At 41.7% G+C, this 24,764-nt stretch carries 22 protein-coding genes; 16 read left to right on the forward strand and 6 right to left on the reverse strand.

Annotated features, from left to right (window positions below; translation table 11 throughout):
• Positions 1-24: 24 nt before the first annotated feature.
• Positions 25-531, reverse strand: coding sequence for a GNAT family N-acetyltransferase (locus tag LX64_RS14020; RefSeq protein WP_111598303.1), 507 nt, complete (start codon positions 529-531; stop codon positions 25-27).
• 573 nt (positions 532-1,104) lie between these two features.
• On the reverse strand, positions 1,105-1,572 hold the full coding sequence (locus LX64_RS14025) for a PepSY-like domain-containing protein (RefSeq protein ID WP_111598304.1): 468 nt from the start codon (positions 1,570-1,572) through the stop codon (positions 1,105-1,107).
• A gap of 254 nt (positions 1,573-1,826) precedes the next feature.
• On the opposite strand from LX64_RS14025, the gene ileS reads away from it, so the two are divergent.
• Together ileS and LX64_RS26280 are read left to right on the forward strand one after the other, a co-directional pair.
• Positions 1,827-5,153 (forward strand): isoleucine--tRNA ligase, encoded by a 3,327-nt coding sequence (ileS, locus tag LX64_RS14030; RefSeq protein ID WP_111598305.1) that lies wholly within the window; start codon positions 1,827-1,829, stop codon positions 5,151-5,153.
• 5 nt (positions 5,154-5,158) lie between these two features.
• A complete protein-coding gene (locus LX64_RS26280) occupies positions 5,159-6,247 on the forward strand; it encodes a TraR/DksA family transcriptional regulator (RefSeq protein WP_245952672.1) in 1,089 nt (362 codons plus the stop codon).
• 699 nt (positions 6,248-6,946) lie between these two features.
• Here LX64_RS26280 and LX64_RS14045 read toward each other — a convergent pair.
• Positions 6,947-8,467 carry an HAD-IB family phosphatase gene (locus tag LX64_RS14045; protein ID WP_111598306.1) on the reverse strand — a complete coding sequence of 507 codons (1,521 nt, stop codon included), beginning with the start codon at positions 8,465-8,467 and terminating at the stop codon, positions 6,947-6,949.
• A 169-nt stretch (positions 8,468-8,636) separates the two neighbouring features.
• A complete protein-coding gene (locus LX64_RS14050) occupies positions 8,637-10,469 on the reverse strand; it encodes an ABC transporter ATP-binding protein (RefSeq protein ID WP_111598307.1) in 1,833 nt (610 codons plus the stop codon).
• A 156-nt stretch (positions 10,470-10,625) separates the two neighbouring features.
• Between LX64_RS14050 and rbfA the strand changes: the two genes are divergently transcribed.
• A complete protein-coding gene (gene rbfA, locus LX64_RS14055; protein WP_111598308.1) occupies positions 10,626-11,009 on the forward strand; it encodes a 30S ribosome-binding factor RbfA in 384 nt (127 codons plus the stop codon).
• Positions 11,010-11,045: 36 nt separating this feature from the next.
• Complete coding sequence (locus tag LX64_RS14060; protein ID WP_111598309.1) at positions 11,046-12,293, forward strand: FtsX-like permease family protein; 1,248 nt, start codon at positions 11,046-11,048, stop codon at positions 12,291-12,293.
• A gap of 693 nt (positions 12,294-12,986) precedes the next feature.
• On the opposite strand, the gene LX64_RS14065 is transcribed toward LX64_RS14060, so the two are convergent.
• A complete protein-coding gene (locus LX64_RS14065) occupies positions 12,987-13,823 on the reverse strand; it encodes a transketolase (protein ID WP_111598310.1) in 837 nt (278 codons plus the stop codon).
• A gap of 251 nt (positions 13,824-14,074) precedes the next feature.
• Between LX64_RS14065 and LX64_RS14070 the strand changes: the two genes are divergently transcribed.
• Together LX64_RS14070 and frr are read left to right on the forward strand one after the other, a co-directional pair.
• A complete protein-coding gene (locus LX64_RS14070) occupies positions 14,075-15,142 on the forward strand; it encodes an MraY family glycosyltransferase (RefSeq protein WP_245952673.1) in 1,068 nt (355 codons plus the stop codon).
• Between the two features lie 128 nt (positions 15,143-15,270).
• The gene (gene frr, locus LX64_RS14075; protein ID WP_111598312.1) at positions 15,271-15,834 is read left to right on the forward strand and encodes a ribosome recycling factor; all 564 of its coding nucleotides are present in this window, start codon (positions 15,271-15,273) and stop codon (positions 15,832-15,834) included.
• A gap of 58 nt (positions 15,835-15,892) precedes the next feature.
• Here frr and LX64_RS14080 read toward each other — a convergent pair whose 3' ends face one another.
• Positions 15,893-16,801 carry a DMT family transporter gene (locus LX64_RS14080; protein ID WP_158538621.1) on the reverse strand — a complete coding sequence of 303 codons (909 nt, stop codon included), beginning with the start codon at positions 16,799-16,801 and terminating at the stop codon, positions 15,893-15,895.
• 139 nt (positions 16,802-16,940) lie between these two features.
• On the opposite strand from LX64_RS14080, the gene LX64_RS14085 reads away from it, so the two are divergent.
• The 10 genes from LX64_RS14085 to LX64_RS14130 all read left to right on the forward strand — a co-directional run bounded on the left by LX64_RS14085 (position 16,941) and on the right by LX64_RS14130 (position 24,640).
• Positions 16,941-17,690: a PPK2 family polyphosphate kinase gene (locus LX64_RS14085; protein ID WP_111598314.1), complete on the forward strand. Its 750-nt coding sequence runs from the start codon at positions 16,941-16,943 to the stop codon at positions 17,688-17,690.
• Between the two features lie 78 nt (positions 17,691-17,768).
• Positions 17,769-18,149 (forward strand): large-conductance mechanosensitive channel protein MscL, encoded by a 381-nt coding sequence (gene mscL, locus LX64_RS14090; RefSeq protein WP_111598315.1) that lies wholly within the window; start codon positions 17,769-17,771, stop codon positions 18,147-18,149.
• A gap of 68 nt (positions 18,150-18,217) precedes the next feature.
• Positions 18,218-19,159, forward strand: coding sequence for a DUF3078 domain-containing protein (locus tag LX64_RS14095; RefSeq protein WP_111598316.1), 942 nt, complete (start codon positions 18,218-18,220; stop codon positions 19,157-19,159).
• Positions 19,160-19,249: 90 nt separating this feature from the next.
• The gene (locus LX64_RS14100; protein WP_111598317.1) at positions 19,250-20,038 is read left to right on the forward strand and encodes a segregation and condensation protein A; all 789 of its coding nucleotides are present in this window, start codon (positions 19,250-19,252) and stop codon (positions 20,036-20,038) included.
• Positions 20,031-20,936, forward strand: a complete 906-nt coding sequence (locus LX64_RS14105) for a helix-turn-helix domain-containing protein (RefSeq protein ID WP_111598318.1) — start codon at positions 20,031-20,033, stop codon at positions 20,934-20,936. The genes LX64_RS14100 and LX64_RS14105 overlap by 8 nt, the downstream gene beginning before the upstream one ends.
• Positions 20,937-21,082: 146 nt before the next feature.
• Complete coding sequence (locus tag LX64_RS14110; protein WP_111598319.1) at positions 21,083-21,958, forward strand: pirin family protein; 876 nt, start codon at positions 21,083-21,085, stop codon at positions 21,956-21,958.
• 53 nt (positions 21,959-22,011) lie between these two features.
• Entirely contained in the window at positions 22,012-22,539 is a 528-nt protein-coding gene (locus LX64_RS14115) for a YceI family protein (protein WP_111598320.1), read from the forward strand.
• Positions 22,540-22,571: 32 nt separating this feature from the next.
• The gene (locus tag LX64_RS14120; RefSeq protein ID WP_111598321.1) at positions 22,572-23,213 is read left to right on the forward strand and encodes an NAD(P)H-dependent oxidoreductase; all 642 of its coding nucleotides are present in this window, start codon (positions 22,572-22,574) and stop codon (positions 23,211-23,213) included.
• A gap of 127 nt (positions 23,214-23,340) precedes the next feature.
• Positions 23,341-23,751: an OsmC family protein gene (locus tag LX64_RS14125; protein WP_111598322.1), complete on the forward strand. Its 411-nt coding sequence runs from the start codon at positions 23,341-23,343 to the stop codon at positions 23,749-23,751.
• A gap of 172 nt (positions 23,752-23,923) precedes the next feature.
• Entirely contained in the window at positions 23,924-24,640 is a 717-nt protein-coding gene (locus LX64_RS14130) for a pirin family protein (RefSeq protein ID WP_111598628.1), read from the forward strand.
• The last annotated feature ends 124 nt before the right edge of the window (positions 24,641-24,764 follow it).

The following is a 24,764-nucleotide window of genomic DNA, read 5'->3' on the forward strand; positions in this document are numbered from 1 at the left end:
TCCAGGGAAGGCTTTTTTGTTATGTTAAAGCTTGATTTCGAATAAGCTACCTTCGCTAAAGGTGTAGTGAGAAGGTAAATCTGGGCTAGGAATGATTTGAGAAAGCCCCACGTAAGTAAATCCACAATCAACATAATATTGCCTCAACTTCTCGTTATCCGACCAGGTATCCATACGTATATAATCAACATCATTTTGCGCACAGTACGTTTTGGCCCAATCAACGATATGTTTCACATAGCCGCGGCCTCTGAAGGCTGGGTTCGTAGCAATACGGTGGATATAAATGGCCTTGTCTACAGACTTCTCTTTCCAGATTTGAGGATCATTAAAAGTGAGGGTGAAAATACAGGCCATCTCATTGCCCTCTACGATTTTAAATAAGCGAAGGTCTTGGATATCTTGTGTAACCAGCTCATTTTCAAAACCCTGCCATTGGCGGCTGTTAACGGTGGCTTGGAATTGTGTACCTAAGTCGTATAGCTCGAATATTTGTGGAATATCCTGCTGCGTAGCATTCAGTATTTGCATGGCGAATAAATTATTGCGTATGCATACAAAGTTCTGCATTATAAGGATGGGAAAACAGATTCAGTTTTATGTATTTTAACCATATCAGATGAGTGTATGAGTAGTGTGGTGTTGGGTTTATGTTGATGCTTGTAGAATTGGAGTTAATAAGCTGTGCTGGAGTCGCTAGGGGGAAAGTTGATCTTTGATGTAGGGTTGGTAAAGTATATGATGGGGTACGTAATTATAGAAGTATGGTGAATCAATAGGAGAATAACAGTTATGAACGATCAACATTATATGTAGATACTATGAATAACATAGTCACTACATGGCAATTACATGGAGCTTACATGGGGCCTACATAGAAACTACATGAAGCTTACATGAAAGTTACTTTGATTAGTCCTAAGAAAAATAGGAAGGGTCACTGGCAGAAATTAGGAAAATTAGTAGCAAGGATGAGGTACTAACCTTACAAGTATCACATCATTCAATACATTATCAACAACTTAGTAATTAAATACAAATGAAAAACCCCGCCCAAAAGAGCAGGGTCTGTCCTATTTATCCCTATACCTATGAAATACTAATTTATTGTGTAATGGTTCCGTTTTCGTTGATTAACAACGCTTTTGTGGTTCCATTATCATCGATATTAACTTTGTAATACGCTGCCACGTCTGCTCTTTCAATTTTCACACCGTTGTTAACAACTGAAGATGGAAATTTGTTTTTAATTGTTGCAGAAATTGTGCCAGGTAAATTTTCGGCTGTGTATTCGCTACGTGTAGCGATCCATTTGCCTTCTGCATCGTATTCCGCAGCAGTTTTTACATCTTCTTGTTTAAAGGTGCCAATCCAATTACCGGAACTGGTCTTTACCCATATAACGTCAGAAGTACCTGTAAAGTTTTGTTGAAATGCATCTTTTACATTAGCAGGAGCTTCAACCTTAGCTTTCGCTACTACTTTTGCTTTCTTAGATGATTTTTTCTGTTGCGAAAAAGCTGAAACAGATGTGAAGATGGCAACACAAATGATGAACGATAACTTTTTCATAAAGACATGGTGTTTAAGATACTGGTTAAAATCGTTTACTGCGTTTTCGCTTTGTGTAAACTTCTAAATACTACACTAAAACAATGCCAAAAACGAAAAATGGGCGTTCATTATTGTGAAATTAAGCAAAAATTCCTGTTTTTCCTATGAAATACTCCTTTATAATTTTGTTAATGTCGTGAACTATACCTATTATCGGCCTATTTTGTAACTTTGCAGAATTTATTACCGATCATCAAAGGCAAGGATTTTATATGTCCAGTAAGTACACGGAATTTAATCAATTGAATTTACCGCAAATAGAGAAAGAGATACTCCAATTTTGGGAGCAAAACGGCATATTTGAGAAAAGTGTCGACGGCCGCGAAGGCGCTACACCCTTCGTTTTCTACGAAGGCCCACCATCCGCTAACGGCTTACCTGGTATTCACCACGTGATTTCCCGCGCCCTAAAAGATCTAGTTTGCCGATATAAAACCATGCGCGGCTTCCAAGTGAAGCGTAAATCTGGTTGGGATACCCACGGGCTTCCAGTTGAATTAGGTGTGGAAAAAGCACTTGGCATCACGAAAGAAGATATCGGTAAAAAAATCTCCATCGCTGAATACAATGATACTTGCCGAAAGGAAGTATTGAAATATAAAGACAAGTGGGAAGAACTCACCCGCAAAATGGGCTATTGGGTGGATCTACAAAACCCATACATCACGTTCGATAATAATTATATCGAAACACTTTGGTGGTGCTTACAAACCCTCTACAAGAAAGGGTTGCTTTATAAAAGCGTGAGTATACAGCCGTATTCTCCCGCTGCTGGTACCGGTCTTAGCTCGCACGAATTAAACCAACCAGGTACATATAAAGATGTAAAGGATACTACCGTGGTGGCTATGTTCCGCGCAGTACACAACGAATTATCCAAGTTCCTCTTCGATGCCGTGCATAATGAAGAAGTTTTCTTCTTAGCATGGACGACCACGCCTTGGACTTTACCTTCAAACCTTGGCTTAACTGTAGGAGCAAATATCGACTACGTATTGGTGAAAACATTTAACCAGTACACGCACTTACCGATCAATGTTATCCTAGCAAAAGATTTATTGTCGAAACACTTCAAACCAGAAGGTGCCGACATCGACTTAGCGGATTATAAAGAAGGCGACAAGGTATTACCTTATAAAATTGTAGCCGAATTCAAAGGGAAAGACATCGAAAACATCCGCTACGAACAATTATTACCATACGTTCAACCTGAAGAAGGTGATCCATTCCGCGTGTTGTTAGGCGATTTTGTTACCACTGAAGATGGTACCGGTATCGTACATACTGCACCTGCATTCGGTGCCGACGATAATAAAGTAGGTAAAAAATATGGTATCGGTATCCTTACATTGGTAGATCGCCAAGGTAAGTTTATTGATGAAGTAGGTGAGTTCGGCGGTCGTTACGTAAAGAACTATAAAAACGAAGCAGACTATAAAGATGTAGACGTTGATATCGCGGTGAAATTGAAGAAAGAAAACCGTGCTTTCAAAGTTGAAAAATACGAACACAGTTACCCGCACTGCTGGAGAACTGATAAGCCAGTATTGTATTACCCATTAGATGCTTGGTTCATCAAAACAACCGCTGTGAAGGATCGCATGGTTGAGTTGAATAAATCTATCAACTGGAAACCGGCTAGCACAGGTACCGGCCGTTTCGGTAACTGGTTGGAAAACATGGTGGATTGGAACTTGAGCAGAAGCCGTTATTGGGGTACGCCATTACCGATCTGGCGCACGGAAGATGGTACCGAAGAAATCTGTATCGGTAGCATCGAGGAGTTGAATAATGAAATCCGTAAAGCTAACCAAGTATTGGGTGGCGATATCAATTCTAAATATTTACACGAAGGAATTCTTGATTTACATAAACCTTATGTCGACGAAATCGTTTTAGTGAGTGCGAGCGGTAAGCCAATGCACCGTGAACCCGATTTAGTAGACGTGTGGTTTGACTCGGGCGCGATGCCATATGCACAATGGCATTACCCGTTTGAAAACAAGGAAGCTTTGGAATCTGGCCAGGCATTCCCAGCGGATTTCATCGCGGAAGGTGTGGATCAAACAAGAGGTTGGTTCTATACTTTGCATGCATTGGGTGTAATGTTATTCGATAATGTTGCTTACAAAACTGTGGTTTCCAACGGTTTGGTGTTAGATAAGAATGGTGTGAAGATGAGTAAGCGTTTAGGCAACATCGTGGATCCATTCGATACAATCGATAAGTTTGGTGCCGATGCTACACGCTGGTACTTGATCACGAATGCATCGCCATGGGATAGCATGAAGTTTGACATCGACGGTATTAAAGAAACGCAGAGAAAATTATTCTCCACATTATATAATACCTATAACTTCTTCGCCATGTATGCGAACTTGGATAAGTTCACATTCAGCGAAAACTACATCCCTGTAGCCGAACGCCCAGAAATCGACCGTTGGATCATTTCCTTGTTGAACACCTTGGTGAAGAAAGTACAGGATAGTTTCGATGATTACGAACCTACCCAAGCCGGCCGTGCCGTGCAAGAGTTTGTAGATGAACATCTTAGCAACTGGTACGTACGCCTTTGCCGCCGCCGATTCTGGAAAGGTGAATATGAGCACGATAAAATCTGCGCATACCAAACCTTGTACGAATGCTTGGAAAAAATCTCGCAATTAATCGCACCGGTATCTCCATTCTTCGCAGATTGGTTATTCGGTAACTTAAATAAAGTATCTAACCGCGTTGGTGCTACTTCGGTACACTTAACCGACTTCCCAGCGATCGTTGAAGCAAACATCGACCCTGCCCTGGAAGAAAGAATGCAGTTAGCTCAAGATATCTCGTCGCTCGTATTAAGCTTGCGCAAAAAGGTGAATATCAAAGTTCGCCAACCATTGCAAAAGGTGTTAATACCAGTGTCAAGCGCCGAATTCCAAGCGCAACTCGAAAAAATCGAGCATTTGATAAAAAGTGAGGTCAATGTAAAAAGTATTGATTATCTTACGGAAACGGAAGGTTTCATCAAGAAAAAAATCAAACCAAACTTTAAATCGCTTGGTGCTAAGATGGGTGCGAAAATGAAAGCAGCAGCAGCAGCTATCACCAATTTATCGCAAGAAGATATCTCTACCATCGAAAAACAAGGTGAACTTGGCTTAATAATTGATAACGAAGCGGTCAAAGTTCTCCTGGCCGATGTCGAAATCATATCCGAAGATATCCCCGGTTGGACAGTAGCAAATAAAGGCGCCTTAACGGTAGCCCTTGATATTACAATTACTCCGGAATTATTAGATGAAGGGAATGCTCGCGAATTGGTGAACAGGATTCAGAAAATTCGCAAGGATAGTGGATTTGAATTAACCGATAGAATCGATGTAACCATCGGCGATGTCGACAGCTTGAAAACGGCGATAATTAACTTTAATGACTATATTTGCACCGAAATTTTGGCAGACAAACTGGATATGGTGCCGCAATTACAGGAAGGTATAGAGGTAGAAGTTAACGATCTTAAATTCAATGTATTAGTTAACAAAAAAAGCTAATCCCCATGGCAACAAAAAAGAAGGTTGCTAGTAAAACGACGAAAGCTGCTCCAGCTAAGAAAGCTGTAGCAAAGAAGGCGGCTCCTGTAGCTAAAAAAGCTGCGGCAAAACCTGCTCCTGCTAAAAAGGCTGCACCTGCTCCTAAAAAAGCAGCTGCGAAAGCTCCTGCTAAAAAAGTAGCGGCTAAGCCTGTACCGGCAAAGAAGGCAACCGTAGCCAAAGCTAAACCTGCTCCTAAAAAGGTAGCAGCGAAAGCAACACCGGCGAAAGCCCCTGCAAAAACTACAGCGAAAGCACCAGCAAAAGCAGCATCGACTAAAAAGCCTGTTACTGCAACAAAAAAACAGGCCCCCGTTTTAACTACAAAGGCCACGAAACCCGCTCCAGCTAAAACTGTAGCAAAACCGGTTTCGAAACCAATTGTAAAAAGCAATCCTGTTGCCAAAAAGCCCGCAGAACCGGTCATCGCAAAACCCGCAGAAAACGAAGAAATAATGCCAGTAAAGAAAGTAGCCCAAGAAAAACAGGAAAAAGACACTAGCAAGAAAGCAAAAACTGCCTCTGAATCTACTGCTCAACCGGTAGAAAAATCAGAGAAAACAGAAAAATCTGCTAAATCTGCTAAACCGTCTTCTAGCAAAGCAGCCGCAACTGCCGCTGTTTCTTATGCACCCGATTTCACAAAATCGGTACTGGATCAACCAGAAGTGCCGGTAAGTGGACCTATATTCCGTTATAGCGATAGCGAATTGCAAGAGTTCAAAGAAATCATCACGAAGAAATTGGACGCCGCTAAAAAAGAATTAGTGTATTTACAAGGACTTATTACTCGTAAAGACGAAGCAGGTACCGACGATACTGAAAACAAATACATGAGCATGGAAGATGGTAGCGGTTCCCAAGAAAGAGAACAGCTAAACCAAATGGCTAGCCGCCAAATCCAGTTCATCGATCACCTCGAAAAAGCGATGGTGCGTATCGAAAACAAAACTTACGGTATTTGCCGAATCACCGGTAAATTGATCGATAAAGCACGCCTCCGCGCTGTGCCGCACGCCACCCTTAGCATCGAAGCGAAGTTGGCTAAAAAATAGATTTTATAAGGTTATTGCCTAAATATATTTGCTTAAAAGGCTGTCTCGTAAGAGATAGCCTTTTTTGTTTACTGTGGGTGCAGGCTTGCTTGTTTATTATTGATCCTTTCGAAAGAAGGAATTTTCAATGAATTGTACGTGCAGGTATAGATATTTTTTTAATGGATTGTTGTTGAGGTGGTTATAAGGCCGCTCTTTGTTAGGTATAATATCTTCTAATGTTCTTCCAATGTTCTTCCAATGTTCTCCCAATGTTCTCCTAATGTTAGTTCAATGTTCTTCTAATATGTTGGATCATATTTCTAATTATGTAGGTATTTATACTAAGTATTTGGGTTGTTTTGAAAGATAGGAAGTCTTTGGATGTACTTGTAGGGGTAATGTTATATTAACGGCCTATTATGTCGATGATTTGACCATGGGTTTGATGAAATTTGTAGCAGTTTTTTAAGCTTGTTTTAGTGGTGTTTGGGTGCTTGGGTTGATGCCTTGGTGTTAGTAAAAGATTTGGGATGATAGATTGGGCTTAAAATGAGTTATATGGTGATTACTTATAGGTGATGGCAAAGTGGTTTTTAGAAAGAAGGCGTAGGTTGATAGGGTAATGGTAAAATGAAAATATAGTATTATACTCAATAAAAAAGAGGGCGCTTTTGTAAGTGCCCTCTTTTTGTTTATGATGGGAGGATGAATTTGAAACTAGCAATCCATTGCGGCTTTCTTCTTTTTCCGGGATTGTTTTACATTATAGTAAACTACTGCGCCTGCTGCGAGTAAGGCTAGGCTGCCCCAACCAATCTTTTTAGCACGGGTAGGAGTAAGCCATTGTTGAGGAACAGCTTTCGTATCTGGAACAATTTTTAGTAAAGGAGCCAAGGAGGCGCCATGAATGATGCGGTCGGCTACTTTAGCAATGTCGTCGCTAACTGGATTATAAGCTACGCCTATACCGGCCATGCTTAGCATGGCTTTATCGCTTTCGCCATTGCCTACATAAATGATGTTCTGCTGGGAGGTATGGTATTTCTCCTGGATGTAGTACATCAAATGACTTTTATCGTAAGAGGCTGGTTTGTTAGCCACATTCTCTTTTAGGAAATAGCTTGGGATAGTAATTTCACCGGTAGCTACGCTATGGTAAAGGTGTAGCCTGTTGGCAAATACGAAGTCGATGCCGAGTTTATTCTTGATGTGGTTAGCAACACATTCGAAGCCATCCGTTACAATACCCACCACGTAGCCGCGTGCTTTTAATTGAGTGATAACTTCGGCTGCACCTGGGGCTAATGGAATGCAATCTGCTACTTCCAATAACTCGGCTAAATTCCTATCTTCAAACAACGCGGCACTGCGCGTGAGAATGTCGATAGGGTCGGTATAATGTTGTAGTATTTGCATTAACGACTCTTCTTTCTCGAAGGCCATGGCTGCTAAGTATACGTAGTTTTGAGTAAGGATAACCTCGTCGAGGTTGAAGATGACCATCTTCTGGAGCTTGTCGATCGATTCTAAAATCGATTGTTCCATTTGCTCGCGGATGATGTGGATGTTGCTGAGGGTTTCTAAGTTTTGGGTAGGGAAGTTCTCTGCTTTCTGTAAGATAGCACGCGATACTTCGCGCGACATTTTCCCCAAGTTCTCCCAGCTTTGCATCGCGTTTTCAACACGCCCAATATTCACTTCCGCTATACGGGCACCTTTCAAATGCATGTCGATGAGTAGACCAATGTCTACACCATAGTCGTTCTCGAAGTGAACGCCCTGTAGGAACGACTTTCGCGCTGCAATCATCCCACTTAATGGCTGCTGGAAATTACTCAATGCGGGAAATAAAATCCCCAATAAGGGCTTCGCCACAAGTTGGGTAACCCGGCCCGCTTGCCTTTCAAAGTACGACTTCACAAAATCTGCTTGGTTCTGCACAATTGGATTCGCCAGTAAATCAACTATGTTGGATGGATAAGTTAGAATATCACCATCGAGATAAACAATAATATCGTGCTTCGCCGCCATCATGCCCTCGCGCATCGAAACGCCTTTCCCACGCTGGCTACTTGTAATCACACGTACATTCTCACGCATGGCCTCCGATACCGTGTTATCCGTAGAATTATCATCAACCACGATAATTTCTATAGGTAATTGTGTTTTCTGGATGTTCTTAATAACATGCCGAATGGTGCTGCCTTCATTGAGCACAGGAATAACAATGGAAATCATAGGAATCAATTGTTTTTTAATGATTGAAATGATATGTTCTTCTAGTGTGTCTTATTGGTAAGAGCTAGCTTCCATTACCCAAAAATGATACCATTATAGGCACGAAAAAAGGGCTTATGACGAACGGTAGTCGACATAAGCCCTTAATATCTATATGATGTAGATGCTATTATTTAAATTCTTGCATCTCAACCAGTTTCTTATATGTACCCTGTTTCGCCAACAACTCATCGTGTGTACCTCGTTCCACGATTTCACCTTTCTCTAATACAATGATCTCGTCGGCATATTGAATAGTCGACAATCTATGCGCAATTACGATGGTTGTTCTGCTCTTCATCAAGTTCTCCAATGCTTCTTGAACGAGCTTTTCCGATTCGGTATCGAGTGCAGAAGTGGCCTCGTCGAGGATCAGGATAGGAGGATTTTTGAAGATAGCACGGGCAATGGTTAAACGTTGGCGTTGGCCACCGCTCAACTTCATACCCCTATCGCCGATGTTGGTTTCGTAGCCTTGCTCCATTTGGTGAATGAACTCGTGGGCATTGGCGATTTTCGCGGCGTTGATTACATCTCCTGGTTTCGCATCGGGTTGACCGAAGGCGATGTTATTGAAGATAGAATCATTGAAGAGGATGGCTTCTTGGGATACTGTACCCATCAAATCCCGCAAATCGTGCAGCTTCAAGTCACGCACATCTTTCCCGTCAATAGTAATCTTACCTTCTGTTACGTCGTAAAAACGTGGTAGCAAATCGGCCATGGTCGATTTACCGGAACCGCTTCTTCCTACCAAAGCCACCATTTTACCTTTCTCGATTTTTAAATCGATGTTATGTAATACGTTGCTTTGTTCGTATTTGAAGGAGATATTGTTGTAATGAATATCGGATTGGAATGAATCGATCGATTGTGCATTTGGTTTCTCAACAATCATTTCTGGTTCGTCGAGCACTTTAAAGATTCTTTCACCGGCTACTAAGCCTTTTTGTAAGCCCGTGATAGCACTGGAAATATTCTTAGCCGGTTGAAGAATTTGAGAGTATAAACCCAAGTAAGCAATAAACTTAGAACCACTCAATTCACTATCGCCACCCAAAATCAACGAACCACCATAAATAATCAAGGCCACTACAATGAAGATCCCCAAGATTTCAGAAATAGGCGAAGCCAACTCACGCTGGTTGAACAAAGCGCGGCTCACTTTCGTGAATTGCCTATTCACTTGCTCGAACTTACGTTGCATAAAGGTTTGCCCGTTGAAGCCTTGGATTACACGAACTGCGCCCAACGATTCTTCCGATACATTCAATATTTTGCCCAGCATTTCTTGGCTGAAATATCCTTTCTGCTTTAACTTCTTCGAAATATACGATACCAGGAAACCCGAGATGGGGAAGAATACAATGGTGAATAACGTCAACTTCGCCGACATCACGAATAGTATAATGAACGTACCGATGATCACCAATGGATCGCGTAATAAAATTTGAATCGAGTTCACAATGGTCCATTCTACCTCTTGCACATCGTTGGTAACAACTGAAAGAATATCGCCTTTCTGGCGCGTGTGGTAGAAGGAAAGCGATTGACCCATCAATTTTTTATACAATGCGTTGCGCATTCTTTCCAATACTGTCATACGCATACGAATAAGCGTACGGGTACCCATGTACTTGGCTATATTAGCAACCAATGTAATACAACCGATGATCACACATACGAATACCAAGGCATGCAAAGGGCTACCATTGGCAGCATAGGAGGTATAATAGTGATCGAACGTACCACTTACATATTTAACGGGGTCTTCCCAGTTAAAAGATGGTTTGGGCGTAATAACAGTGATATTATTTTGTTTGAAGATGGAATCCAAAATCGGGATTAACATCACGAAATTGACTAAGCCGAATACGACACCGATAATAGTGTAGATGATATATTCCGGGAGGTAATGGCGTAAGGGAGTTGCGAACGTTAAAAATCGTCTAAATGTTTTCATTCTTTGCTTAGTTCGTCAAAAAAACAAGCAAAAGTAAGGATTTGGTTCCATAGTAAACTGTTAAAAGGCCAAGCATCTCAACAGAAATGGTTAGTTTTGCGTATACTTTACGTGCAGATGAATTGTCGGCGATGGTAAAGTTTAAAATTGAACATCATGCAACAAGAAACAAAACGCCAAAAACAAGTAGGCCAATTAGTACAGGAAGAGCTGAGCGATATATTTCAAAGAATGGGTTTTAACGTCATAGAAGGCGGTATGATTTCCATCTCGAATGTTCGCATGACACCCGATTTGCTGGAAGCACGTGTATACTTGAGCATGTTCAAGATCGACCAACCGAAATCTATGCTCCACAAAATCTTAGAACGTGGCAACGAAATTCGCCGCGAATTAGGTAACCGTGTTGCTAAACAATTACGCCGCGTTCCAGAATTACAATTCTACATTGATGATACGTTAGACCACGTATTCAAAATGGAAGAAATCTTCAAAAAGATCAACGACGAACGCGACGAACGCAACAAAGAACAAGAATAATTCCGCTTATCATTCCCTAAAACCCTACGCTGCAACATGACCTGGCAATTTGCTTCAAGGTATTTCTGGGCCAAAAAATCTACGCATGCCATCAATATCATTGCTTGGGTGAGCGTGGGCGCTATTGCCGTGGGTACAGGCGCGCTAATAGTTATATTAAGCGTGTTCAACGGTTTCGAAGGGATTGTAAAATCGTTATACGCCAACTTCTACCCATCACTTATTGTAGTACCTGCTAGCGGGAAAACGATGATGCTATCGCCCGAACAATTGCAACAAATTAAGCAAACCAAGGGCATCGCGTTTATTTCTCAAACCATCGAAGATAAAGCTGTACTACGCTACCAGCAGGAACAAACGATTGTTACCCTTAAAGGGGTCGACAACCAATTTACCAAGGTGGCCAGTGTACAAAACAAAATGGTGCGGGGAAAATATAATATCAACAATGTTGACGGTTATAATGCTGTATTAGGAGTAGGAATTGAAAACGCCCTAGGTGTGAACGTGGAAAACAGCCAAGTACCCATTACCGTGTACGTTCCCAAACGTGCAGGGAAAGGCGATAATGCCGATGCTGCTTTTAATATTGGATTACCCGAACAAGCCTTAAACTCCGATATTATTTACCCTGTAGGTACTTTCGCTATCCAACAAGATTTCGATGGGAAATATGTAATTACGAACATCGATTTCATGCGCCGCTTATTGAATTTTCAACAACATGAAATGAGCGCCTTGGAAATAGCCATAACCGCGGGGATGGACGAACGAAAACTCCAATCTGCCCTCAAATCTTTGCTGGGTAATAAATACGAAGTGCTTACCCGCTTCGAACAAAACAAAACATTGTACGGGGTTATGCAAACAGAAAAATGGGTCGTATACCTGTTTCTCAGTTTCATTCTCGTAATTGCAGCGTTCAACATGATAGGTTCTTTGTCGATGCTCGTGATAGAAAAGCAGAAAGACATTACCATTCTCAAAGCCATGGGTAGCCGCGATAGCCTTATCCTGCGTATTTTCTTAGCCGAAGGCATGATTATCGTGGGAATAGGTACAGGTATTGGCTTTGTGTTGGCCACGATCTTCCTCTTGTTACAACAGCACTTTGGATTGATTAAGTTGGGAGGTGGTTCTTTCTTGGTAGATGCTTATCCCGTAGAAATGAAACCGCAAGATTTTGCGCTGGTGGCGGTTACTGTTTTAGTGATTGGGTTATTAGCCAGTTGGTACCCCGCCCGGAGAGCTTCTATACAAACCATGGATTTAAAAGCAACATAATTGTTGTTATGGAAGATAGTTAAAGCGTTTCGATTCTTATCGAAGCGCTTTTTTGTTTGTCGTAATTAGGATGTTAAGGTGTCTATTTATACAAAAGCCTTTGACGAGCCTTTGACTTCCCTTTAACGACCCTTTGAAAAGCCTTTGAAATGCCTTTGACTTGCCTTTGGGAGACTTTGACTTCCCTTTGAAAGACTTTACCCTGCCTTTGAAAGTGTTTGACTTTACTTGGCACTTATTCAAATAGTCGCTAGTTAGATATGATCAAATATCACCTAGGGGGGCGAATCGCGACAAGAGATTGGAAAAATCTGAAAAAAACGCTCCCTGGAACCTGCTACAGGATTAGGTGATGTCGGAGAAATGTCGACAAAAGCTTGCTTAACCCTTACCACTACTGGGTAGATATCGGAAAAATGTCGACAAAAGCCTTACTTAACCCTGATTAATACTGGGTAGATATCGGAGAAATGTCGGTAACCTGTCGGTGAGCACTCGGTAGCAACTCGGTGAAGCGTCGGTAACAGGTCGGTGAGCGCTTGGTAGCGATACGGTAAAGTGTTAGTAAACAGCTGGTAATTGTTGGGTGAAAGTTAGGGAAAGGGAGGGAAGTTGTTCAGTTACAAATGATTGCATAAAAAAACGGCAGCGCTACGATGTAGTGACTGCCGTTTTCTATAGTTAAGATCTTGATTAGTAATCTCCGAGTGTAGCTGGTAGTTGCTCCATGGCTTTCGCCAATTGATCGTTGTTAGGAGCGATACCGTGCCATTCGTGTGTGCCTTCCATGAAGTCAACACCTTTACCCATGATCGTTTTCATGAGAATAACGATCGGTTGACCTTGACCGGTTAAGGATTTGGCTTTTTCGAGGGTAGCTACTACGTCTTCCATGTCGTTGCCGTACATGTGTAATACTTTCCAGCCGAAGGCGAAGAATTTCGCGTCGAGGTCGCCGAGGCTCATTACTTTATCGGTAGGGCCATCGATTTGTTGGCCGTTCCAGTCAACGGTTAAGATGAGGTTATCTACTTTTTTGTGGCCGGCATACATGATACCTTCCCAGCATTGACCTTCATTTAACTCGCCGTCGCCGCAGAGGGTGAAAACGAGGCTATCGTCGTTATTTAATTTTTTAGCAGTAGCTGCGCCGATTGATACGCTGATGCCTTGGCCGAGGGAGCCGCTGGCGATGCGAACGCCTGGTAGGTGTTCGTGCGTAGTGGGGTGACCTTGTAAACGGGAATTGAGTTTACGGAAGGTGCTTAGTTCAGCCAGTGGAAAGTAGCCTGAGCGTGCGAGCACACTGTAATACACAGGCGAGATGTGGCCGTTAGAAAGTACGAAAACATCTTGATTACGCGCATCCATATCGAATGGTTGCGGGGTGTGTTTCATAACTTTAAAAAACAGCGCCGTAAAATAATCGGCACATCCTAAAGAACCGCCTGGGTGGCCGCTTTGAACAGCATGCACCATTCTAACTATATCCCTTCTCACTTGGGTAGCTATATCTTTCAGTTCTGGCATGATAATTGTCTTTTATGTGAGCCGCAAAATTAATAGAAAATTAGTAAGAATTGTGTGGTTTTTGCGGCAATATTTTTCAGCCTTAAATCTATGGAATATGTAGCAGTTTTTAAACTAATTCATGCGTATTCCGTTGAAATTAATATCTTTGTAATACACCCCCCCAAATTATGGAGAATGTAATTATCGCAACTGTACTGAGTTTTGTCATAACCTATTTTGGAATACCTGTTTTGATTAAGGTAGCTGAGTTGAAGAATCTTTATGACGAACCAGATGAAAGAAAATCGCATAAAACCTTGAAACCTACACTTGGTGGGATGGGTTTTTTTGCCGGTTTTATCGTGGCAGTAACTGTTTGTGCACCTTCGCAAACCATGTCACCATTGCAATACTTATTAGCCGCATTTTTTATCATATTCATGGTTGGCTTAAAAGATGATATCGTAGGATTATCGCCTTTGAAGAAGCTAATTGGTGAAATTTGTGCTGCATTCTGTATCGTTTACCTGGGTAATTTGCAAATCACAAGCATGTACGGTTTATTCGGTATTGAAGAATTGCCGGCGCATGTAAGTTTAATGTTGACGTATTTCACCTTCGTGGTAGTAATTAACGCATTTAACTTGATTGATGGGGTGGATGGTTTAGCAGGCAGCATTGGGATGTTAGTATCGGGTGTATTAGGTGCTTACTTCTTGTATGTGCATGAAGTAATGTATGCTGTGATTGGTTTCGGTTTGGCGGCATCATTAGCAGCATTTTTGATTTATAATATTTCTCCTTCTAAGATATTTATGGGCGACACGGGTTCCTTATTAGTGGGCTTAGTGAACTCTATTCTTATTATCAAGTTTATTAACGTAGCGGGTAACCCAGCTAGCGAATTACCGATTGCATCGGTTCCGGCCGTAGCCTTCGCAATCCTCATCATTCCTTTGTTCGATACCTTGCGTGTATTCGCGTTAAGAATGTCGAAAGGAAGATCTCCTTTCTCTGCCGATAGAAACCACATTCACCACTATTTGTTAGCATTGAAGTTGAACCACCGTCAAACCACCTTGGTATGCGTGATCGCTAACGCGGCATTCATTGCGGTGGCCTTTGGTTTGCAACATTTGGGAACAACTACCTTGTTAACAGGTGTAATGGCCTCGGCTTTCATTTGTACTACCTTGGTGTACGTGATGAAGAAACGTGCTTTGTCGAAAAGCTTACTCCCTTCAACTGCCAATACCAACACCACTAATACAACGATCATCAACACTAGCTCGAAAATTCTTACTGTGAATAACGAAGGCGTTTTACAAGATAAATAATCGCCAACGTTCGACGTAGAAGCTACGTTAAGGCCCAAACAGGCATGGTTTATCGATGATTATCGCTTACTCCTTTGATGATCGGAATATTTCATGTAGGTTTGCAAGCACTTTAAGTTTTTATTTATATGCAAGAAGATCTCAATTTAATCCTGGATGATGCAAATGATACGATGCAGAAAGCGATTGCTCACCTGGAAGTAGAACTTACGAAAATAAGGGCTGGTAAAGCAAACCCACAAATCTTAGACGGTATCACCGTTGATTATTATGGCGCTCCAACCTTATTGAACCAAGTTGCGAACGTTAGCGTAGCAGATGCTAGAACATTGACCATTCAGCCATGGGAAAAAAATATGCTCCAACCTATTGAAAGAGCTATCATTGCATCTAACATTGGTTTGAACCCGCAGAACGATGGTGTTATCATCCGCTTGTTCTTGCCACCTTTAACAGAAGAAAGAAGAAAGGAACTCGTGAAGAAAGTAAATGGTGAAGGTGAACAAGGTAAAGTTGCAATCCGCAACATCCGCCGCGATGCTATCGAAGCGATCAAAAAATTGCAAAAAGACGGTTTAAGTGAAGATACCGCTAAAGATGCAGAAGGCGATATTCAAACCATGACTGATAAATTTATTGCTTTAGTAGATAAAGTTTGCGCAGCAAAAGATAAAGAAATCATGGCAATCTAATCTCGAACAGGTTGCTAATAAAATACGAACCGGGCTCTACATTGTAGAGCCCGGTTTTTTATGATTTAACCGGTGTATCTTCTACCACCGGTGCTTTCTTGGCTGCGTTATTGGCCAAGTACACCCCGCTTAAAATAATACCCATACACACCACCTGCAACCAACTGATCGATTCACCCGCTACAAATCCCCAACCAATAGCTACCACCGGCAAAGCATAGGTAACCATGCTGGCCATCATGCCACCCGCACGCTTAATTAACTGGTAAAACAATACCGAAGCAACGCCCGTACCCATAATACCCAAAACCGCCGAAGCGCCCAACGATTCCCAAGGTGTTGCACCTGTTTGGAAGGCCGCTTTAATATCACTAAACAACAAAATAGGCAAGGCAAAAATAGCCATGAAGAACAAAGCTATAGAACCCAGTTGCAAGGAAGAATACCCTTTTAAGTAATGGTGCACCAAGGCAATATTCAACCCGTAACAAATACAGGCCGCTATCACAAAGAAGCTATAATACCAATACTCGTTCGTTTGAATACCCTTCACCGCGAATAATCCCACCACGCCTATCAAACCAACACAAATACCAATCAATTGCTTTTTCACCATCGGAGCTTTGAATAGAACAATACCCGATAATAAAGCAAATAAAGGCGTAAGCGAGTTTAAAATACCGGCAAGGGAACTATCGATTTGGGTTTCGGCCAAGCAAAACAAGTAAGCCGGGATACCATTACCCAGTAAGCCCGATAGTATGATCACCGGCAACTTCCCGCGGGGCGTTTTGCGAATAAAGTAAAAGAAGAAAGGTAATAAAGAAATGCCCGCCGCTAATAAACGCATGCTGGCCACTTGGTTGGAACTAAACGACTGTAAGCCGATTTTCATCAAAATAAATGAACTTCCCCAAGTGAGTGCTAATAAAATAAATATCAGCACATTAATGAGACGATGATTCACAAGTATATATTTTAGGAAGTATAAAGGTAGATGATTACTGCCTTTTTCGGCATCGATTTCGTTGATGCGCATATTAAATGCATGTAAACCGTAGATAGTGAAGCATTTTTAAGTAAATTTAATGATAGAATGTTTGTTTATGGCCAAAATCAAGCTCTCGCAGATCGATACCAAAGCACCGAAAGAGTTGAAGAAAGAGGAAGTGAAATTGCAAACGGAAGCTATTTTAAAAGAATTAGATGAACTCCAAAACCTCTTGTACGCCGCGCACACACACGCCGTACTGGTGGTCATTCAAGGGATGGATGCCAGCGGGAAAGATGGCGCTATTCGCGATGTGTTCAGTTCATTAAACCCACAAGGCGTAGATGTTTATTCCTTTAAAGTACCTACAAAGGAAGAATTCGACCACGATTTTTTATGGCGTGTACACAAACAAGCACCGGCTAAAGGCATGATCCAAATATTCAACCGCTCGCATTATGAAGATGTGCTGCAATTGGATCATCCTTCCGATAAAATTATGAAGAAACGCTACGAAGCCATCAATTGTTTCGAGCAACTATTAATCGATCACAACAACACGCTTATCCTAAAATTCTATTTACACGTTTCCCACGAAGAACAACAAAAACGCCTACAAGAAAGGGTGAGCAATCCCGAGAAGATGTGGAAATACAACGAAGAAGATTTCGGGAAATCAGAAAAATTCAAACAATTCCAAGACTTATACGAAGCAGCGTTCGAGCAATGCAGCGAAGTACCATGGACAATTGTACCTACCGATAACAACTGGTACAAAGTGCACATCATCGCCAAAACCTTGCGGGATGCACTAAAGGATTTAAAGATGAAATACCCCGTACTCAAACAAACGGGCGAAAAATAATGTTTGCATATTGTATGATTGTTTTTAATATCGCACTTTATATGAATCCCTTCTTTCTTAACCAGTAAAAAATTGAGTATGTCTTTTATCAAAGAATTTAAAGAGTTTGCAATGAAAGGAAGCGTCATCGACCTCGCTGTGGGTGTGGTTATCGGTGCTGCTTTCGGTAAAATCGTTAATTCCCTTGTAGATAATATCATTATGCCGATCGTTGGTGCATTGATAAAAGGAGTTGACTTTAAAGAGTTCTCTATTAAAGTAGGTGCAGCCGAGATTAAGTACGGCATGTTTATCCAAGCAACGATCGAATTTATCATCATCGCATTCGCTATATTCCTCGTGATTAAAACGATCAACAGGTTTAAGAAAAAAGAGGAAGCAGCGCCTGCAGCACCTCCAGCTCCTACAACTGAAGAAAAGTTATTAATGGAAATCCGCGATGCTATCAAAGCAAAATAATCGTAAGGAATCCTATTTGCATCCTTTCGCAATAACACGCCAGTATAAATAGAAAACACTTATTACACATGAAGAAAATTTGTTTGCTTCTAGCAAGCTTCCTTTTCTCCGTGATGCTTGTGCATGCACAAGATCAAACTTTTAAAAAGTATAGGGAAGAGGTAGCCGGTAAGTTAAAAACGAACGACAAAGACACGACCAACCGCCTTTGGAAGAAAGGAGGCACTTTTTCACTTACCGTAAACCAAGGTTCGTTAACGAACTGGGCTGCGGGTGGTGATAAATTCTCGCTGTCGATAGCCAGTGCTTTTACCGGTTTTTATAACTATAAAGAAGGTAGAAGAAGGTGGGACAATACCTTGGACCTCGCTTTTGGCTATGTAAATACCACCAGCTTGGGTTCTCGTAAAAGCGACGATCGTATCGATTTCACCAGTAAATACGGTTATGAAATAGCTAAAAGCTTGTACGTAAGCGGTTTAGTAAACCTCCGTACGCAATTTGCGAATGGTTACTTGTATACCGATACCAGCAAAACCTTTGTTTCACGCTTTTTCTCGCCCGCGTACGTGATTGCTTCCCCGGGTTTGGATTACATCCCGAATAACGAGCTATCCATTTTTGTATCGCCCATTACAGCCCGCTGGGTAATTGTGATGGACGATAGTTTAAGCCGCGTGGGATCATACGGCGTAGATTCGGGCAAACATGTACAAACCGAATATGGTGCTTACTTAACGGCTACTTGGAATAAGAAGATTACCAGCAACATCGTGTACAAAACAAGGTTAGATCTCTTCTCCAATTATAAACACAATCCTAAAAACATCGACCTTTTCTGGACAAACATCATTACCATGAAAATCAACAAGTACTTGTCGGCCAACGTGTCGCTAGATATGATTTATGATGATGATATTAAAGTGTTCGAAAACAAGGAAACCGGCGTACTGGGGCCAAGGCTCCAGGTCAAGCAGGTAATCGGGGTCGGGTTAACGGCCGTCTTCTAATTTGATTAATTTTCTTATTTTTGATAAGCCTGTTGCATTGGCAGCAGGCTTTTTTTATCTACTCAGAACACCGCAATACGCTTCCGCATAATGGCAGATCAAGAAATATATAAAATTAAGTTACCGCAATTCGAAGGTCCTTTCGATCTGTTGTTGTTTTTTATTGAAAGGGATGAATTAGACATCTATAACATTCCTATCAACAACATTACGAAAGACTTCCTGGCGTACATTCACCAAATGGAGCAACTCAACATCGAGTTGGCCAGCGAATTCATTTTGTTCGTATCTACTTTGATGCGTATCAAAGCGAAGATGCTGATTCCTAGAAAGGAGCTCGACGAGCAGGGTAACGAAATTGATCCGCGTTTGGAATTGGTAGATAAAATCTTAGAATACAAACGCTACAAAGCTGCCGCCGTAGAACTGGCCGAAAAAGAAGCCGAAAGAATGCTGCAATTGAAACGGGGTAATATTGCCAAGGAATTGGCTGCCATTGGTGAAATTACCAGCGAAGGCACCGAAGTACAAACATTAACGCTTTTCAAACTAACGAAAACCTTCGAGAAGGTAATGCAGCGAGTGAAAGAGCGTAACGATAAACCGCAACACGTGGTGTATAAATACGATTATACCATGGAAGGCAGTCGCCAGTACATGATCGAACTAGCTTATACCGAGCGCACAATGGCGTTCGAAAAGATTTTCGATCATTGTAGAGACCGTGTGCACGCGATTTTCCTCTTCCTTGGGATGTTGGAACTCGTTCAAGCAAAATACTTGAGCATTATGGTAGGCGAGGGACGGAATAACTTTATAATTGAATATATCGACGAAGAAAATAGACCGGAGGGAGAACCCGTTGTATTCGATGAGTGATAAAAAGAACAAAATAGAAGTAATAAAATTGCCCGACTATGGGCAAGCGCCGGGCCCGGCATTTACCGTAAACTCTTTATGCGGTTTGGGTCCGACCTTCTTTGAGCATAATAAAAACCCGCACCGCCATAATTTCTATTCCATTTACTGGATCAAAAAAGGCAAGCTAACCCATACAATTGATACCATTACCCACGAAGTAAGCGAGAATACTTTATTCTTCGTAGCACCGGGGCAGGTACACCAATTGGAGTTCAGCGAGAAAGTGGATGGTTATATGATTGCCTTCCACGAAGGATTTATGTGCTTAGCACCGAGAACGGAAGCAGAAACGGAATCGGGCTTATTCTTCAATGGTAATTTCAGTTCTGTAATTACCTTGGAAAAAGGGCAGGAACGGGATTTTGAATGGCTGGTACTGGCCATGATGCGTGAGCTGGAAGAAAGGAAGAATGGGTATGAAGATGCCTTTCATGGCCTTTTACATTACTTTTTAGTAATGGCCGCTCGCCTCCGGGAAGACCAGGTAATGTTAACACCGGGCTATAACAAGCAGCATAATTCCAATGTATTCATGCAATTCAGGGCCTTAATCGAGAAGAAATACGTGGAATTGAAGAATGTATCCGATTATGCCGATTTGCTCCATATTAAGCCTGTATTGCTGAACGAGATTAGTAAGCAATTATCGGGCATTACAGCAGGCGAACATATCCGTAACAGGATTATCCTGGAGGCACAACGCCTATTATATAATACAGATATGACGGCCAAAGAAATTGCCTATTCCTTGGGATTCGAGGACCCGCATTATTTCAGTCGTTTCTTTAAGAAATACACGAACCAAACGCCGCTAGAATTTAAAGAAATAGCGAGAGCGAACGGGGCGCTTTTATAAAATATATTGAAAACCAGCTTTTTAGCTGGTTTTTTCTTTCCCTCTACTTCCCACCCAGAAAAAAGTACACCATTTAGGGTGATTTGTCCATTTCGTATAGATGTTATAACATGTACTTTTGTATTGTCAATTTGAAACACACGAATATGGCAAACACAAAACACATACAACACATTTACGAAGGGGCTAAGCCACACATGGTGGGCGATGGTTTCCGGGTAAGTAATTTGTTTCCAAGCGGTAACCGTATTGGGGCGCAAATGAACCCATTCTTTTTATTAGACTACGCGGCTCCTGCATATTTTCCGCCTACAACAAGACCAAGAGGCGTAGAAGAGCACCCGCACCGTGGATTTGAAACCGTAACAATTGCCTATGAAGGCGCATTGGAGCACAGGGATTCTGCCGGTAATAAAGGCAAATTGTTGCCAGGTGATGTACAATGGATGACGGCTGCTTCGGGCATATTGCACGAAGAAAAGCACGAAACGGAATTCAGCAAACGGGGTGGTAAAATGGAGATGGCACAGTTGTGGGTGAATTTGCCGGCTGCTGCTAAATCGGCTGCACCGGGGTACCAAAACTTAACAAAAGAAACGATCCCTGTTCAACAAATAGACGATAACGGTTCTTACATCCGCGTGATCGCCGGTGAACAAAACGGCGTAAAAGGTGCCGCTAAAACGTTCACACCTATTCATGTATACGACCTTCAGTTAAAGGCCGGTAGCGAGGTGAACATTTCCTTACCCGAACATTTTAATACCGGGTTGGTTGTTCTAAAAGGTGCGGTGAATTTCAACCATACCCACGATGCGAAAGGCACGCAAATAGCGGTGTTCGAAAAAGAAGGTGAAAACATCTTCATCAAAGCCAAAGAAGACGCGTCGATTCTCGTTCTCAGCGGCGAACCAATTAACGAGCCCGTTGTTGCATATGGACCGTTTGTAATGAACACGGAAGAAGAAATCGTGCAAGCGATTAACGACTTCAACGAAGGTAAAATGGGCGTACTCGCCTAATAACATAAAGAATTCATAAAACATTAACACAAATACATTTAAATCTTAAACACATGGCAACCTGGAAAATTGACGTAGCACACAGCGAAATCCAATTCAAAATCAGACACTTAATGATTACGAACGTAACGGGTTCTTTTACCCAGTTCGATGCAACATTGGACGCTACGAAAGAAGACTTCACCGATGGTAAAATCTCTTTCACTGCCGACGTAAACAGTATTACAACCAACAACGAACAACGTGACGGTCACTTGAAAAGCGATGATTTCTTCTCAGCAGAGAAATACCCGCAGATTTCGTTTGCATCAACAGCGATCAAACACAAAGGTGGCGACGACTATATTTTGGAAGGTGAATTAACCATCCGCGATCAAAAGCATCCTATTTCATTAGACGTAGAATTTGGTGGTATCCAAGTAGATCCATGGGGTCAAACCAAAGCTGGATTTGAATTGAAAGGTAAAATCTCTCGTAAAGAATTCGGTTTAACATGGAGCGCTACAACAGAAGCCGGTGGTGTAGTTGTAGGCGACGACGTGAAATTGCAATTGAACGTGCAAATGATTAAACAAGCATAATTAAGAGAAAGCGAATTAGAGGAGAATAGTATATGAGTAATAATATCCTGGATCAACTAACGTGGCGTTACGCTACTAAAAAGTTTGACAGCGAGAGAAAGATTGACGAAGCTCAACTTGACAGAATATTGAAGGCGACGAATTTATCAGCTTCATCATATGGTTTACAGCCATACAAAGTGTTGGTGATTCAGGATCCAGCAATAAGAGAGCAATTGAAAGCCGTATCATGGAACCAATCGCAGATTACAGATGCATCGCATTTGATTGTGTTTGCACGAGTTGATGATTTGAATGATTCGCATGTGGATGCATTCGTGCATAACATTGCAGTAACACGTGGTGTACCGGAATCGGCATTGGAACAATATGCAGGCTTAATGAAGGGGAAAGTAGGACATCTAAATGCAACGGAAGGCGCAACGGCAGAATGGACTGGCAAACAGGCTTACTTAGCATTGGGTACTTTATTGACAGCAAGCGCGGTAGAAGGAATTGATGCGTGCCCGATGGAAGGATTTGATCCGGCGCAATATGATGAAATACTTGGATTAAAAGATAAAAATCTGCGTACTGTGGTGATTGCAGCTGTAGGTTACAGGGCAGCAGACGATGCTTTCCAGCATATGAAGAAAGTACGCAAACCATTGGAAGAATTTATTGAATTTGTGTAGCCGTACAGTGGTTTTAAGGTTTAAGCCCCGCTCGTTATGAGCGGGGCTTTTTTTCGTGGTGATTTCAGCGTATCTTCAACAATACGTTTTAGCATACATTATCATTCATTATATAAAAATTTTCACCATGAAAAGAACTGCTTCTGCAAACTGGAAAGGTACCGGTAAAGAAGGTAAAGGCACTGTTAGCACGCAATCTGGCGTATTAAACGATACGCAATATTCATTTAGCAGTCGCTTCGAAGAAGGTATCGGTACCAACCCCGAAGAGCTGGTAGGCGCAGCGCACGCGGGTTGTTTTACGATGAAGCTTAGCTTCGTAATTTCCGGTGCAGGTTTCACCCCAACTAATATCGACACAAAAGCTACCGTTACTTTCGAAAATGGCGCCATCCCTAATGTGCACCTCGATGTAACAGCTAGCGTACCGGGTTTATCGGCTGAACAATTCGCTGAAATGGCTGCAGATGCAAAAGCAAATTGCCCGATTTCAAAATTGTTGAATACGGATATTACTATGGAAGCTAAACTCGTATAAGCTTCGTTTTTATATTCTTCTGAAAAGGTCTTCCAGCTTATGTTTGGAAGACCTTTTCTGCTTTCAATTCAATTCAAAAAATAGTACACCCTAAACAAAAAAATCTCCATTGCTTACCTGTGGTTATTATGTGAAATTTGTGTTATCAAAACAATATGAAAAGGAGAACATTATGAAAAGAACAATCCACCGCGCGAATACTAGGGGCCATGCAAATCATGGTTGGTTAGTAAGCTCACACACATTCAGTTTCGCTGGGTATTACAACCCAGAACGCATACATTTCGGCGCTTTGCGCGTGCTGAACGACGATCATGTAGCTGCCGGTATGGGATTCGGTTCTCACCCTCACGATAATATGGAAATCATCTCCATCCCGCTGGAAGGCGCGTTGGAACATAAAGACAATACCGGTCGCCACAAAATAATTAACAGCAATGATGTGCAAATTATGAGTGCCGGTAGAGGTATCGTGCATAGCGAATACAACGCTTCTAAAACCGATCCGGTAAAGTTCTTGCAGATTTGGGTGTTCCCGAAAGTACGCGATATACAACCTCGCTACGATCAAAAAACATTCGATCCATCACAACGCGAAAACCAATTACAAAAAGTAGTAGCGCCTACAGAAAGCGAAAATACCTTGTTCATTAATCAAGATGCTTGGTTCTCGTTAGGTAAATTCGACGCAGGAAAAGCAACAAATTATACAATGCAACATCCAGGAAATGGTGCTTATATTTTTGTATTGAATGGCAAGGTGGAAGTAGATGGTGAAGTGCTCGAAGCGCGCGATGCTATTGGTATTGAAGATGCTACAAGCATTGATATTAAAGCACTCGAAAATGCAGAATATTTAGTGATGGATGTACCCATGCACTTGAACTAGTTGATATGTCAATGTTTATAAAAAATCATTTTTAGTATATTCGTAAAATCAACAACCAAAGAGTTGCATAGTGACAAGCTGTGCAACTCTTTTGGCATTTTATGTACCATATGCATATATGCGT

The organism is Chitinophaga skermanii (genome assembly GCF_003259335.1).
GTDB lineage: Bacteria > Bacteroidota > Bacteroidia > Chitinophagales > Chitinophagaceae > Chitinophaga > Chitinophaga skermanii.